The sequence below is a fragment of the Sorangium sp. So ce281 genome (genome assembly GCF_051527395.1).
Taxonomy (GTDB): domain Bacteria; phylum Myxococcota_A; class Polyangia; order Polyangiales; family Polyangiaceae; genus Sorangium; species Sorangium cellulosum_B.
This window is the reverse complement of record NZ_CP150322.1, coordinates 1,185,890-1,200,381: the sequence shown is the minus strand read 5'-3', so window position 1 is coordinate 1,200,381 and position 14,492 is coordinate 1,185,890. Positions and strand designations below refer to the sequence as shown.

General features: G+C 69.9%; 13 protein-coding genes. 3 read left to right on the top strand and 10 right to left on the bottom strand.

Going from position 1 to position 14,492, the window contains the following annotated elements; all coding sequences use genetic code 11:
• The 8 genes from rplB to rpsL all read right to left on the bottom strand — a co-directional run bounded on the left by rplB (nt 1) and on the right by rpsL (nt 6,631).
• Entirely contained in the window at nt 1-831 is an 831-nt protein-coding gene (gene rplB / locus WMF27_RS04465; protein ID WP_437761496.1) for a 50S ribosomal protein L2, read from the bottom strand.
• 2 nt (nt 832-833) lie between these two features.
• The gene (locus tag WMF27_RS04460; RefSeq protein ID WP_012233478.1) at nt 834-1,130 is read right to left on the bottom strand and encodes a 50S ribosomal protein L23; all 297 of its coding nucleotides are present in this window, start codon (nt 1,128-1,130) and stop codon (nt 834-836) included.
• A 15-nt stretch (nt 1,131-1,145) separates the two neighbouring features.
• The gene (gene rplD, locus WMF27_RS04455) at nt 1,146-1,769 is read right to left on the bottom strand and encodes a 50S ribosomal protein L4 (RefSeq protein ID WP_012233477.1); all 624 of its coding nucleotides are present in this window, start codon (nt 1,767-1,769) and stop codon (nt 1,146-1,148) included.
• Nucleotides 1,770-1,782: 13 nt separating this feature from the next.
• Nucleotides 1,783-2,094, bottom strand: a complete 312-nt coding sequence (gene rpsJ, locus WMF27_RS04450) for a 30S ribosomal protein S10 (RefSeq protein ID WP_012233476.1) — start codon at nt 2,092-2,094, stop codon at nt 1,783-1,785.
• Between the two features lie 10 nt (nt 2,095-2,104).
• Nucleotides 2,105-3,295: an elongation factor Tu gene (tuf, locus tag WMF27_RS04445; protein ID WP_012233037.1), complete on the bottom strand. Its 1,191-nt coding sequence runs from the start codon at nt 3,293-3,295 to the stop codon at nt 2,105-2,107.
• A 9-nt stretch (nt 3,296-3,304) separates the two neighbouring features.
• Entirely contained in the window at nt 3,305-5,419 is a 2,115-nt protein-coding gene (fusA, locus tag WMF27_RS04440) for an elongation factor G (protein WP_437761497.1), read from the bottom strand.
• A gap of 305 nt (nt 5,420-5,724) precedes the next feature.
• Complete coding sequence (gene rpsG, locus WMF27_RS04435; RefSeq protein ID WP_012233474.1) at nt 5,725-6,195, bottom strand: 30S ribosomal protein S7; 471 nt, start codon at nt 6,193-6,195, stop codon at nt 5,725-5,727.
• A 37-nt stretch (nt 6,196-6,232) separates the two neighbouring features.
• A complete protein-coding gene (rpsL, locus tag WMF27_RS04430; protein WP_012233473.1) occupies nt 6,233-6,631 on the bottom strand; it encodes a 30S ribosomal protein S12 in 399 nt (132 codons plus the stop codon).
• A 1,405-nt stretch (nt 6,632-8,036) separates the two neighbouring features.
• On the opposite strand from rpsL, the gene WMF27_RS04425 reads away from it, so the two are divergent.
• Nucleotides 8,037-8,765, top strand: coding sequence for a hypothetical protein (locus WMF27_RS04425; protein ID WP_437761498.1), 729 nt, complete (start codon nt 8,037-8,039; stop codon nt 8,763-8,765).
• 79 nt (nt 8,766-8,844) lie between these two features.
• On the opposite strand, the gene ppk1 is transcribed toward WMF27_RS04425, so the two are convergent.
• Complete coding sequence (gene ppk1, locus WMF27_RS04420) at nt 8,845-11,058, bottom strand: polyphosphate kinase 1 (RefSeq protein WP_437761499.1); 2,214 nt, start codon at nt 11,056-11,058, stop codon at nt 8,845-8,847.
• A gap of 193 nt (nt 11,059-11,251) precedes the next feature.
• On the opposite strand from ppk1, the gene panC reads away from it, so the two are divergent.
• Together panC and tmk are read left to right on the top strand one after the other, a co-directional pair.
• On the top strand, nt 11,252-12,142 hold the full coding sequence (gene panC, locus WMF27_RS04415) for a pantoate--beta-alanine ligase (protein WP_437761500.1): 891 nt from the start codon (nt 11,252-11,254) through the stop codon (nt 12,140-12,142).
• Nucleotides 12,143-12,841 carry a dTMP kinase gene (gene tmk, locus WMF27_RS04410; protein WP_437761501.1) on the top strand — a complete coding sequence of 233 codons (699 nt, stop codon included), beginning with the start codon at nt 12,143-12,145 and terminating at the stop codon, nt 12,839-12,841.
• A gap of 82 nt (nt 12,842-12,923) precedes the next feature.
• On the opposite strand, the gene WMF27_RS04405 is transcribed toward tmk, so the two are convergent.
• Nucleotides 12,924-14,480: a hypothetical protein gene (locus WMF27_RS04405; protein WP_437943865.1), complete on the bottom strand. Its 1,557-nt coding sequence runs from the start codon at nt 14,478-14,480 to the stop codon at nt 12,924-12,926.
• Between the last annotated feature and the right edge of the window lie 12 nt (nt 14,481-14,492).

The following is a 14,492-nucleotide window of genomic DNA, read 5'->3' as shown; positions in this document are numbered from 1 at the left end:
CTAACCCTTGGTCCCGCGCCGCCGGACGATCATCCCGTCGGTGCGCTTGTTGTTCCGCGTCTTGAGGCCCTTCGAGAGCTGACCCCACGGCGAGCACGGATGGCGCCCGCCGCTCGTCCTGCCCTCACCGCCGCCCATCGGATGATCGACGGGGTTCATCGTGACACCGCGGTTGTGCGGCCGGCGCCCGAGCCAGCGCGAACGCCCCGCCTTGCCGAGGCTGATGTTCGCGTGCTCGGGGTTCGACACCTGCCCGATCGTGGCGCGGCAATCGAGGTGCACCTTGCGGATCTCACCGCTCGGGAGGCGGACCTGCGCATAGTCGCCGTCCTTCGCCATGAGCTGCGCAGCCACGCCGGCCGAGCGCACGAGCTGACCGCCCTTGCCCTTCTTGACCTCGACGTTGTGGATCGAGGTGCCGGGCGGGATGAAGCGGAGCGTCAGGCTGTTGCCAGGCTTGATGTCCGCGTTCCGGCTCGCGAGCAGCGTCGCCCCGACCGCGAGGCCGTCGGGCGCCAGGATGTAGCGCTTCTCGCCGTCCACGTAGTGCAGGAGCGCGATGCGCGCCGTCCGGTTCGGGTCGTACTCGATCGCGGCGACCTTCGCCGGGACCCCGATCTTGTCGCGCCGGAAATCGATGATCCGGTAGCGCTGCTTGTGACCACCGCCGCGGAACCGCGACGTGATCCGGCCGTTGTTGTTCCGGCCGCCGGTGGACGTCTGCTGCTCCAGCAGCGACCGCTCGGGCTCGACCTTCGTGATCTCCTTGAAGTCGCTGACCGAGTAGTAACGCCGCGCCGGCGAGGTCGGCTTGAAGGATCTGATTCCCATCGCTATTCCGCCTTCTCGTCGAAGAACTGGATCTCGTCACCCTCCTTGAGGGTGACGATCGCCTTCTTCCAATTGCGCAGCTTCGCGTAGCCGCGCCCCATGCGCTTGTCCTTGCCGCGCATGATCAGCGTGTTGACGTCCACGACACCCACCTTGAAGAGCGTCTGGATGGCGTCTTTGATCTGGATCTTGTTCGCCTCGCGGCGGACCTCAAAGATGACCTTGTTGCCTTGGTCGCGGAGCCGGCTCGACTTCTCCGTGAGGATGATTGGCCGGCGGATGATCTGCTCGGGCTGCATGTCGGACTCCCCTGACTAGCGAAGGCAACGCGCCTCGAGCGCCTTGGCGGCGTCCCTCGAGACGATGAGGTGGTCGTGCCTGAGGAGGTCGTAGACGTTGACCCCTTCCGGCGGCAGGTACTGGTGGTTCTCCAGGTTGCGGAGGCTCTTCACCAGCTTGTCGTTGCCGGCCGTGTCGACGACCAGCGACTTCCGATCCGCCTGCAGCGTCGTCAGCGTGGCAGCGATCGCCTTGGTCTTGATCTCGGAGACCTCGAGGCTGTCGAGCACGATGAGCCGGCCCTCCTTCGCGAAGAGCGAGAGCGCGCTCTTCAGGGCGCCGATCCGCACCTTGCGCGGCGGACGGTACGACCAGTCCTTCGGCTCCAGCGCGTGCGCCATGCCGCCGCCCGCGTGGTGCGGCGCGCGGATCGAGCCCTGGCGAGCGCGGCCGGTGCCCTTCTGGCGATAGAGCTTCTTCGTGGAGCCGGCGACCGCGCTCCGCTCCTTGGTGGCCTTGGTGCCCGAGCGGCGAGACGCGAGCTGCGCCTTCACGACCTCGTAGAAGAGGTGCTCCTTCACCTCGGTCCCGAAGACCTCGTCCGAGAGGTCGAGTTCGCCGACCTGCTCCCGCTTGAGGTTGTAAACGGTAACCTTCATGGTACCTGGACTCCTAGCTCTTGATCTCGACGTCGACGCCGGCCGAAAGGTCGAGCTTCATCAGCGCGTCGAGGGTCTGCTGAGTCGGCTCGATGATGTCGAGAAGCCGCTTGTGCGTCCGGATCTCGAACTGCTCGCGCGACTTCTTGTCGACGTGGGGCCCTCGAAGAACCGTGTAACGGCGGATCTCGGTGGGCAGCGGGATGGGCCCCGCGACGTGCGCCCCGGTCCGCTTCGCCGTCTCGACGATATCGCTCGTCGACTTGTCGAGCAGCTGGTGGTCGAAGGCCTTCAGGCGAATCCGGATCTTGGTTGTATCAGCCATGGTGCTCTTCCTACGCGAGGATCTTGGTGACGACGCCGGCGCCCACCGTCTTGCCGCCCTCGCGGATGGCGAAGCGCATCTGCTCCTCCAGCGCGACCGGGGCGATGAGCTCGATCGTCATCGTGATGTTGTCGCCCGGCATCACCATCTTCACCCCCTCGGGGAGGTTCACCGTGCCGGTCACGTCCGTCGTCCGGATGTAGAACTGCGGCCGGTAGTTGGTGAAGAACGGCGTGTGGCGCCCGCCCTCCTCCTTCTTGAGGACGTACACCTCACCGGTGAACTTCGTGTGCGGCGTGATCGACCCGGGCTTCGCCAGCACCTGGCCGCGCTCGATCTCTTCCTTCTCCACGCCGCGGAGCAGACACCCGACGTTGTCGCCCGCCTGCCCCTGATCGAGCAGCTTGCGGAACATCTCGACGCCGGTCACGACCGACTTCTTCGTGTCCTTGAAGCCGATGATCTGCACCTCGTCGCCGACCTTGATCACGCCGCGCTCGATGCGGCCCGTGGCCACCGTGCCGCGGCCCTTGATCGAGAACACGTCCTCGATCGCCATCAGGAACGGCTTGTCGATGTCGCGCACCGGCTCGGGGATGTAGCTGTCCAGCGCGCTGAGCAGCTGCTGGATCGTCTCCTCCCACTTCGGGTCGCCCTGAAGCGCGGGCAGCGACGCGCCACGGACCACCGGCGCGTTGTCCCCGTCGAACTTGTACTTCGACAGGAGCTCGCGGACCTCCATCTCGACCAGGTCGAGCATCTCCGGGTCGTCCACCGCGTCGCACTTGTTGAGGAACACGACGATGTGGTTCAGGCCGACCTGCCGGGCGAGCAGCACGTGCTCGCGCGTCTGCGGCATCACGCTGTCGAGCGACGACACGACGAGGATCGCCCCGTCCATCTGCGCCGCGCCGGTGATCATGTTCTTGATGTAGTCGGCGTGCCCGGGGCAGTCGACGTGCGCGTAGTGGCGGTTCGCCGACTCGTACTCGACGTGCGCCGCCGCGATGGTCACCGTCTTCGTCTCGTCACGGACCGTCCCGCCCTTCGCGATGTCGGCGTACGAGATCGCCTTCGCCAGGTTGCGCTTCGACTGCACCTTGACGAGCGCCGCCGTGAGCGTGGTCTTGCCGTGGTCGATGTGACCGATGGTGCCCACGTTCACGTGCGGCTTCGTACGAGTGAATTTCTCCTTGGCCATGGCGTCTCTTTAACCTCGCTGCTTGGCGACGATCTCTTCCTGGATCGCTGCTGGAACCGGTGCGTAATGAGAAAACTGCATCGAATGGGTCGCGCGGCCTTGCGTCTTGGAACGGACGTCGGTCGCGTAACCGAACATGGTGGCGAGCGGGACCTCCGCGCGGATCACCCGGGTGTTCGCGCGCTGGCCCATATCGAGGATGCGGCCGCGCCGCGAGTTGAGATCCCCGATGACGTCCCCGAGGTAGTTCTCGGGCGACACGACCTCGACGGCCATCATCGGCTCGAGGAGCACGAGCCCCGCCTTCTTGGCGCCGTCCTGGAAGGCCATGGACGCGGCGACCTCGAACGCGGGCCCGGACGAGTCGACCTCGTGGTAGCTGCCGAAGTGGAGCCGCACCTTGATGTCGACGACGGGGTAGCCGGCGAGCACGCCGCGGCCCATCGCGTCCCGGATGCCCTTCTCGATCGAGGGGATGAACTCCTTCGGGATGATGCCGCCGACGATGTCGTTCTCGAACACGAAGCCCGCGCCGCGCTCCGCCGGCTCGATGTCGATCCTCACGTGACCGAACTGGCCGTGCCCGCCCGACTGCCGGACGAAGCGCCCCTCCACGTCGGTCGCCTTCTTCGCGATGGTCTCGCGGTAGGCGACCTCGGGCTTGCCGACGTTGGCGTCGACCTTGAACTCGCGCTTCAGGCGGTCGACGATGATCTCGAGGTGGAGCTCGCCCATCCCGGCGATGATCGTCTGGCCCGTGTCCTCGTTCGTGAAGGTGCGGAACGAGGGGTCCTCGTAGGCGAGCTTCTGCAGGCTGAGCCCGAGCTTGTCGAGATCGGCCTTGGTCTTCGGCTCGATGGCGATCGAGATCACGGGGTCGGGGAACTCCATCCGCTCCAGCACGATCGGGTTCTTCTCCTCGCAGAGAGTGTCCCCGGTGCGGGTGTCGCGGAGCCCCACGGCAGCGTAGATGTTGCCCGCGTAGCAGACGTCGATCTCCTCGCGCTTGTTCGCGTGCATGCGGAGGATGCGCCCGAAGCGCTCCCGCTTGCCGCGCGTCGAGTTGAGCACGCTGACGCCGCTCTTCGTCGTGCCGGAGTAGACACGGAAGAAGGTGAGGTTGCCGAACTGGTCGTTCATGACCTTGAACGCCAGCGCCGCGAACGGCTCCTCGTCGCTCGCCTTGCGCGAGACGACCTTGTCCTTCTTGTCGGGCAGCGTCCCCTCGACGGCCGGGATGTCGACCGGCGACGGCAGGTAGTTCACAACGCTGTCGAGCAGGAGCTGGACCCCCTTGTTCTTGAACGCAGAGCCGCACAGGACCGGGACGATCTTGAAGCCGAGGGTGCCCGCGCGGATGGCCGCGTGGATCTCCTGCTCGGTGATCTGGTCGAGCTCACCGGCGATGAACTTCTCCATCACCTTGTCGCTCGCGTCGGCGCACGCCTCGATGAGCTTCTCGCGGAGCTCCTTGCACCGCGGCAGCAGGTCGCCCGGGATCTCCTGCCAGTCGTAGCGCTGGCCCTTCGTCTCCTCGTCGAACACGGCGGCCCGGAGGGTCACGAGGTCGATCACGCCGCGGAACGAGTCCTCCGCGCCGAGCGGGTAGTGGATCGCCACCGGGTTCGCGCCGAGGCGCTCGCGGATGGAGTCGACGCACATGTCGAAGTCGGCGCCGACCTTGTCCATCTTGTTGATGAACGCGATGCGCGGGACGCCGTACTTGTCCGCCTGCCGCCACACCGTCTCGCTCTGCGGCTCGACGCCGTTGCCGCCGTCGAACACCGCCACCGCGCCGTCGAGCACGCGGAGGCTCCGCTCGACCTCGATGGTGAAGTCGACGTGACCGGGCGTGTCGATGATGTTGATCCGGTGAGAGACGCCCTTCTCGGGGCCCTGCTCCGGCGCCCAGAAGCAGTTCGTCGCGGCGGACGTGATGGTGATGCCGCGCTCCTGCTCCTGGACCATCCAGTCCATCGTGGCTGCGCCCTCGTGGACCTCGCCGATCTTGTAGTTGACACCCGAGTAATAAAGGATGCGCTCGGTGACCGTGGTCTTGCCCGCATCGATGTGGGCCATGATCCCGATGTTGCGCGTCCGTTCCAGGCTGTACTCGCGTGCCACTTTTCCTTCTCCGTCGTGTGATGCGTGGGGTGAGGGTTTCGGACTCAGGATGCAAAACACCCTCTCCAGCCCGGCCCGCCTCCGTTGTGGCGGGCACTTGAAACCTGGAGAGGGTGTCGGGGTACAGCAGCAGCTTTTCTAGGTCCCGCGAGGGCGGGCGCTGTCGCGCTCCCTCGAGAGGACCGGCTCTGTAACCCGATCCTTATGTCAGCCGTGCCATCTCGCTCTACGCGTCTCCTCGCCTGGGGATGGGACCTGAAATGACGAACCAGCGCAGATCCGGGATCTGCGCTGGCATCGCTGACCTACCAGCGATAGTGGGCGAACGCCTTGTTGGCCTCCGCCATCTTGTGCGTGTCGTCGCGCTTCTTGACCGCGTTGCCGCGGTTCTGCGCCGCGTCGACGAGCTCGGCGGCGAGCCGCTCGCGCATCGTCTTCTCGCCGCGGCCGCGCGAGTAGGTCACGAGCCACCGCATCGCCAGCGCGACGCGACGCTCGGGGCGGACCTCGACGGGGACCTGGTAGGTCGCGCCGCCGACGCGCCGGCTCTTCACCTCGAGCTTCGGCTTCACGTTGTCGAGCGCCTTGCGGAAGACGTCGATCGGCTCCTCCTTGAAGCGGTCGCGCACGATGTCGAACGCGCCGTAGAGGATCCCCTCGGCGGTCGCCTTCTTGCCCGACTGCATCAGGGAGTTCGTGAACTTGGCGACGAGCTTGTCCTTGTACTTCGGGTCCGGAATGATCTTCCGCTTCGGGACTTCGCGACGACGGGGCATCTTCGTTCCTCTGCTCGGCTTTCGCGCGTTGAGGCTGTCAGGCCTTCGGGCGCTTCACGCCGTACTTCGAGCGCTTGCGGTTGCGGGTCGCTTTGTTGGTGGAGCTAGGCCCGGCAGCGCCGGACGCGTCGAGCGTGCCGCGGACGACGTGGTAGCGCACGCCCGGCAGGTCCTTAACACGGCCGCCGCGGATGAGGACGACCGAGTGCTCCTGCAGGTTGTGGCCTTCGCCCGGGATGTAGCTCGTCACTTCCATCTGATTGCTCAGCCTGACACGGCAGACCTTGCGGAGCGCTGAGTTGGGCTTCTTCGGCGTCGTGGTGTAAACACGTACGCACACGCCTCGCCGCTGCGGGCAGGACTTGAGCGCAGGAGAGGCCGTCTTGTAACGAGCGGCCTCGCGGCCTTGGCGGATGAGCTGGCTGATGGTCGGCATAGTGACGCGTATTTCCACCTGAGGGATGGGGACGCGCAGGATACCCAGGAGGCGACCCATGTCAAGCGGGACGACACCCGTTCGTGTTGGATACGCCAGCGCGCCGTTCGTTCGCGTCGATCCCGTGCGTCGCGTCGGTCGCGTCGCGTCGCTCGCGTCGGTCGCATCGCTCGCGTCCGTTGCGCCCGTTGCGTCCGTTGCGCTGGCCGAGGCGCGGCATCGTTCGTGTCGGGCGCGTCGGTCCCGCCGCGCCTGCGGAGGCCGTGTTCCGCGCGTCCCGGCCGCGCGCGAAGGGCTCGTGGGTCGCGGCGCGCGGCGGGGGCCGTCCGTGCGTCTCGTTCGACGGGGCGCTCGGCGTGCGACCGCGGCTCCCGGGACGGGCGGGAGCCTGCGCGCGCGGCACGAGTCGGACGCCGACACGCGCCGCGGGCCCTTGGCGGCCCGCCTGCTGTTCGGTACGGTCGCTGCGTGGCGAAGAAGCTTTCACGCTCCCAGCGCAAAGAAAGCCGGCGCAAGGCGCCGCAGAGCAGCGCAGCGTCGAGGCCTGCGTCCGGCGTGGACACGGGGGGCGCGGAGCGCTCGTCGCGCGGCGATCAGGGCGACGGCGCGACGGCGCGAGGCCCTGCGGTGGCGCGCGTCGATCCGACGGCGAGCCGAAGCGGCGACGACCCGCGCGGCGCGCGCACAAGCGGCGCCGCTGCGCCGAGCAGCGCGGCGCCCGCGCGGGCGCGCGACGCCGGCGATCGATCCCATCGGAGAGGCGGCGTCGAGGCGCAGCCCGCGCGAGCGCGCGGCGGAAGCGCACAGACGAAGCCGAAGCGAGATCGCGCGCTCCTTGTGTTCCTGGGCCTCGTGGCGCTCGCCGCGGTGATCGTGTTCGCCGCGCAGTCCCCCCGCGCCCCAGCGCGCGCTGACCCGGAGCCCGCGGGAGCCGCTCCGGCAAAGACACACGCCGCGGAGCCGTCCGCCGCGTCCCCCGCCGCGCCGACGGCGACCGACGAGCTGCCGGCACCACCTCCCGTCGACTCGTCGCCGCCGACGATCGTCACCGCCGAACCGCCCGCAGCGGAGAGGGCGCGCGCCGCAACCCCACAGCGTGCTGCAGCCGGCGCCCCGCCAGAGGGGACAGCTGCCAGCGCCTCTCCACCACCAGGAGCGGCCACCGGAGCAGCCGCAGCCGCCCCGCCGAAGAAGCGCACCAGCGCACCGAAGCCGGCCGCCGCCCCGCCCGTGGCGACGACGGCAGCGGGGGCGACGCCGACCGCGGGGGCGCCGACAGCAGAGGCGGCGCCCTCGCCGGAGCCGGCGCCCTCGCCGGAGCCGGCGCCCCCGCCGGAGCCGGCGCAAAAGCCTGCCGAGCTTCCACACGAGTGATCGCAACCGCCGTGATGAAAGGACGCCCGAGATGCTTCGCTTGAATGCTTCGCCCGACGCCGCTCGAACGCCGGGCCGTTCGCCGAGCGCCCGCGCGCTGGCGCTCGCCCTGCCGCTCGGCGTCGCGCTGTCCGGCCTCCTCGCCGCGGCGACGGCGGGCGCGCAGCCGGCGCCGCAACCCGCGCCGCCCGCTGCCTCCGCGCCGCCCGCTGCCCCCGCGCCACCGTACCCGGCGGCCCCCTACCCAGCGCCTCCGCAGGAAGTCCCGCAGGCTCCGCCAGGGGCCTCGCCGGGCTATCCGCCGCCTGGTCCCCCGGGCGGCTACGCTCCGTACGGCGGCGCCTACCCTTCGCTCCCGCCGGGCTACCCGGTGACACCGGCCGAGATCCCGCCTGCTCCGCCCCCGGTTCCCCTGCGCCGGAAGAGCCCGAGCCTCATGCTGGGCGGCATCGCGCTCACCGCCGGCGGCACGATCGCGTTCTTCACCGGGACGGGCCTGCTCGCGTCGGCGAGCAACCGATACGAGATCTACTGCGATTTCGGGGGCTTCACGGGCATCTGCGAGACGCGCTCCGACGGGCGCCGCCAGCTCGCCGGCGCGCTCGTCTCCGTGGCGGGCGGCATCATGATCGCCGTGGGCATCCCGCTCTGGGTCATCGGCGGGAAGAAAGTGCCGGTCAGCGACGCGACGCCCAAGGCGTCGGCCCAGACCACGCTCTCGCTCGGCCCCGGCTCCGCCGCGTTGCAGACGCAGTTCTGACGGGCTCCCGTCGCCCGATCCCGCTCCTGCCCGCGCGCAAGGCCGCGGGGACTCATCTGCTGCTCCTGCGCGTCGTCGCTCAGGGCAGCCCCTTCTTCTTCTTGGCGCCCTTGCGGTGGCGCGGCCCGCCGTCGTCCGTGCCCGCGGGCATGCGGAGGATGTGGAAGCGCCCGCCGCCGCGCGCCAGCGGATCGCCGAGCTTCACCCGCTCGCGCGCGAGCTCGATGAAGCGCTGCTGCGACCGCAGCTGGGGGGCGCCGGCGGGCTGCTGGAGCTTGTGGTAGCTGCCGTCGCTCGCGAGCTCCCAGGTCTTCGCCGTGTCGGACATCACGGTGTTCAGCAGGTCCTCCACGCGCGCGCGGGTGGCGGGCTCGATGATCGGGATCATCAGCTCGACGCGGCGATGGAAGTTGCGCGGCATCCAGTCGGCGCTCGACATGTAGATCTCCGCGCTGCCGCCGTTCGCGAACCGGAACAGGCGCTTGTGCTCGAGGAAACGATCGATGATCGCGCGCACCTGGATCCGCTCCGACAGGCCCGGGATCCCCGGCCGGAGGCAGCAGATGCCGCGCACGGCGAGCTTGATGTCGACCCCGGCCTGCGACGCCGAGTAGAGCGCGTCGATGACGTCGACGTCCACGAGCGCGTTCATCTGCGCCACGATCTCCGCCTTGCGCCCGGCCCGCGCGTGGGCCTCCTCGCGCGCGATGAGGCCCAGCACCGCCTCGTGCAGGCCGAGCGGCGCCACGAGGAGGCGGTTCCACTTGGGCGGCGCGCTGTAGCCGGTCAGCAGGTTGAAGAGCGACGTCATGTCCTCGCCGATCTCCCGGTTCGCCGTGAACAGGCCGATGTCGGTGTAGAGCCGCGCGGTCTGCGGGTTGTAGTTGCCCGTCGACAGGTGCACGTAGCGGCGCAGCTTGTCCTTCTCGCGCCGCACCACGAGCAGCGCCTTCGCGTGCGTCTTCAGCCCGAGCAGGCCGTAGATCACCTGCACGCCGCTCTGCTCGAGCGTCCTCGCCCACTGGATGTTGCTCGCCTCGTCGAACCGCGCCTTCAGCTCGACGATGGCCGTCACCTGCTTGCCGCTCTCGGCCGCGCGCGCGAGCGCCTTCAGGATCGGCGAGTCGCCGCCGGTCCGGTAGAGCGTCTGCTTGATCGCGAGCACGTTCGGGTCGTCGGCGGCGCGGGAGACGAACTCGGCGATCGGATCGAACGACTCGTACGGGTGGTGCAGGAGCACGTCCTGCTCCCGGATGACGGCGAAGACGTCCTCGACGTCCCGGAAGAGCGGCGGGACCTGCGGCGCGAACGGCTCGTCCCGGTACTCGCGGCGCTCGTCGTCCGCGACGATGCCCATGAGGTCGGCGATGTGGAGCGGCCCAGGCACCCGGTAGACGGCGTGCGACGCGTCGACCTTGAGCGCGCGGCAGAGCCGCTGGACCGAGGTGCCGGCGCCCTCACCGAAGCCGATCTCCAGGCGCACGGCGTTGCCGCGATCGCGCCGGCGGAGCTCGGCCTGGATCGTCTCGAGCAGGTCCTCGCCCTCCTCCTCGTCGATCTCGAGGTCCCAGTTCCGGGTGACGCGGAAGGGGTACGTGCCGCGCAGCCTGCCCGAGGGGAAGAAATCCTTCACGTGCCGGGCGATCACGTCCTCGAGCAGGACGAACGCGCGCGTCGCGCCCTCCACGCGGACCCGCATCAGCCGGCTCAGCCCCGGGGGCACCTGGATGACCGCGAAGCCGGGCTCCTGCGCTTCATGCTCCCGGGAGAACATGATCCCGAGGTTGATCATCTTGTTGCGCAGGTGCGGGAACGGGTGCCCGGGATCGATCGCGATCGGCGTGAGGATCGGGAAGATGTCCGTGCGGAACCGCTCGTCGAGCGCGCCGAGCTCGGTCGCGCCGAGCTCGTCGGGCCGAACGATCACGATGCCGGCGCGCTGGAGCGCCGGGATCAGATCCGAGTGCCACAGCTGGTAGGCGTCGTCGACGAGCGCGTGGACCCGCGCGCTGATCGCCACGAGCTGCTCGTGGGGCGTGAGCCCGTCCGGCGGGACCTCCGCGATCGTGCGCTGCGTCTGCGCCTGGAGGCCGGCGACGCGCACCATGAAGAACTCGTCGAGGTTGGAGAAGAAGATGCTCAGGAACTTGAGGCGCTCGAACAGCGGCACCTCGTGCGACCTGGCCTCCGACAGCACCCGCGCGTTGAACTCGAGCCACGAGAGCTCGCGGTTCAGGTAGTGCGCCGGGTCCCCCTCGATCGGGAGCGCCCCCGGGGCGGCCGAGATCGACACCGGGCCGCTCGATGGAGCGGAGCTCCCCCCGGGCCGAGCGCTGGACGCGCCGCCCGGGCGCGATCCAGACGCGGCGGCCTGGGCTGAGTCGATGTCGTCCTCGGAGTCGGGAGCGAGTGAGCTATCTGGGGTGGACGGCGGGTCAACCATGATCGAAGCTCCGATTTTGTCGTACGTCTGGTAGGGTTCAATCATGGAGTTTTGGCGACATCCTGGCGACCTCAGGGTGGCGTGCGACCGGGCTCGTGCGGGAGGGAGCCGCGTCGGCCTCGTCCCGACGATGGGCGCGCTCCACGCAGGCCACCTCGCCTTGATCACGGAGGCGCGGCGGAGGACGGACTTCGTGGCCGTGACCATCTTCGTCAACCCGACCCAGTTCGGCGCGGGCGAGGACCTGGCGCGCTACCCGCGGACGCTCGAGCGCGACCTCGCCGCCTGCGCGGAGGCCGGCGCCGACGGCGTGTTCGCGCCGGACGTCGCGGCGATGTACCCGCCCGGCGAGGAGACGCGCGTGCGCGTCGGCGCGACAGCGGGCCCGCTCTGCGGCGTCCATCGGCCCGTGCACTTCGAGGGCGTCGCCACCGTGGTGACGAAGCTGCTCTCGCTCGCCGGGCCGTGCGTGGCCGTCTTCGGCCGGAAGGACTACCAGCAGCTCCAGGTCATCCGGCGGCTCGTCGCCGACCTGTTCCTGCCCGTCGACGTCGTCGGGGCCACGACGGTGCGCGAGCCGGACGGCCTCGCCATGTCGTCGCGGAACGCCTACCTCTCGCCCGAGCAGCGGAGCGCGGCGCGCGCCATCCCGCTCGCCCTCGCCGGCGCGTGCCGCGCCTTCGCCCGCGGCGAGCGGCGCGCCGCGGCGCTCCTCGAGCCCGCGCGCGCGCGCCTCGCGGCCGCCGCGACGCGCATCGATTACGTGGACCTCGCCGATCCCGAGTCCCTGGCGATCTGGAGCGACGCGGCGGCGATCGGCGATCGGGCGCTGCTGGCGGTCGCCGTCCGCGTCGGGACGACGCGGCTCATCGACAACGTCGTGCTCGGGGAGGACGCGCCGCCCGTCGCGGAGTCGAGCGAGGAGGCGAGCTAGATGTCGAGGACGAGAGGCGAGCAAGAGAGCCCCGCGTCGCGCCCGGCGGGGGAGGCCGGCCGTGGCGTCTTCGTGGTGTTCGAGGGCATCGACGGCGCCGGCACGAGCACGCAGGCCGAGCGCTACGCGGCGCACCTCAGGGCGGCGCGGCGCATGGTGCACGTCACCCGAGAGCCGAGCGCCGGGCCGGTGGGCGCGCTGGTCCGGCAGATCCTGACCCACCGGATCTCGCTCCCCGGCGCCCGCCAGGCGGAGGTCATGGCGCTCCTCTTCTCGGCCGACCGCCTCGATCACCTCGGCGTCGAGATCGAGCCGCTCCTCCGTGACGGGTACGTCGTGATCTCGGATCGCTACGACCTGTCGAGCCTGGCCTACCAGTCCACGACGGCGGGCGAGGACGGGGCGGGCTCCGGGGCGATCGTCGAATGGATACGTGAGCTCAACCGCCACGCCCTGAGGCCCGACGTCACGGTGGTGATCGACGTGGCGCCCGAGATCGCCGAGAAGCGCCGCCGCGGCCGCGGGGGGCCGGAGGAGCTGTTCGAGAAGACCGAGCTGCAGGCGCGGCTCGCGCAGGCATACCGCCGGGCGGAGGAGCTCGTCCCGGGGGACAGGGTCATCCATATCGACGGGGATGGCGCGGTGGACGAGGTCTCCCGGGCGATCACGGCGGCGCTCTCGGCCGTCGTGGATCGGTGAGCCGGGGTCCCCGCTCGAGCATCGGAGTCGAGCTGCCGAGGGCGCAAGGTCCCTGAGCCTCCCCGCGCCGCTGTCGCGCGCTCTACGGGCAAGCTGCGTTCGTGATCTCCACATCGTCGATGTTCCAGCTCGACACGGTGTCAACGAAGGCTTCCCGCCCGATCGCGTAGCCGAAGCGGACCCGCAGGCTGGCGTTCTTGTAGGGCGTCAGGTCATGGACGACCTTCGTCCAGGCCGAGTCGCGGACGCCGGGGTACGCCCCCGACTCGAAGAGCACCTTCCAGCGGACGCCGTCATAGACCTCGACACGGTTCGTCATGTGAGGCGTCTCATCGCTGTTCAGGAGACGCCAGAACGTCAGGTACACGCCGCCCGCGACATCGACGTTGACGACCGGGCTCGTCAGGTAGAAGTATGGGTGGACCCCGAGGGGCGCGTTCCCTCCGATGACCACGCCGGCCACCCCGTTGTCCGACGTCGCCGTGTGATCGAGCGCCGGATCGGGGTGCCCATAGGTCTGCCCGGTTGACGCCTTCGCCGCGCCGATCTGCCAGGTCGGACCGAGCTCCCACCCGGCCCCGTCGCTCTCGAACGTATCCCGGAAATAGACCACCGGCGCCGCCGCGGCGGCGCCGCCCTGACAGACGCCAGCCAGGCAGGACTCCCCCACGGTGCACGAGTCGCTGTCGACGCAGACCCCGCCGTCGGGAACCGGGCGCGCCGTGCACACCCCGGCCTCGCTGCAGACGCCGCGCGTGCAACCGACCGCCTGCGAGAGGCACGACTCCCCGGGGGTGGGGATGGAAATACAGGCGCCGCTCTCGTCACAGACGCCACGATTGCACTCGTCGGTCCCAGAGAGGCAGGCGCCGCCCGGTCCGATCGGCTCAGCATAGCAATTGCCAGAGCCCGGATCACAGGCGCCATCGTTGCACCCGACGCTCAGCGCGCTGCAGTCCTTCGGGACGCCCCCCTCGCAGCGGCCGCTCTGGCAGGTCTTGCCGACCATGCAGAGATCGCCGGAGTCCGCGCACGGCGCCCCCTCGTTCCCCGGAACCGCCTCGCACGCACCGGTGGCCGGGTCGCACGCACCAACATGACAGGAGTCCGGCAGGTGGAAGAAGAAGCAGTCCCGCGGCGTCCCGACGCAAGCGCCGTCCAGGCACGCCGCGTCGAGGATACAGCGGTCTTCCGTCGCGCACGGGGCCCCGTTCGCCCTCGGCTCCACCCCGCAGCGCGGCGCGCCGCCCGCGTCGACGCACGTGACCACGTGACAGGCGTCCGGCGCGAGGCCGCAGTCCTCCTGGGCCCCGCCCTGACAGACACCCTCCTCGCACGTCTCGCCGACCGTGCAGGCGTCCCTGTCGTCACAGGGCTCCCCGCCCGCGCTGGGGACGAGCTCGCAATCGCGCGTCGCCTCGTTGCACACGGCCACGACGCATTGCGAGGTCGGAACGAGCGAGCAGTCGATCCGGCACGGCGCGCCGTCCCCGCCCGCGCCGCCCCCTCCGCTCGAGACAGCCGCCCCAGCGGCGCCGCCGGCCCCCGTCGGGCCCGAGCTGCCCGCGGATGTCGCAGTCGAACAGCCGAGATCCGTCAGGGCGACAGCGGAAAGTACCCATGGAATCCACCTAGTCATGTTCGCCTCTTT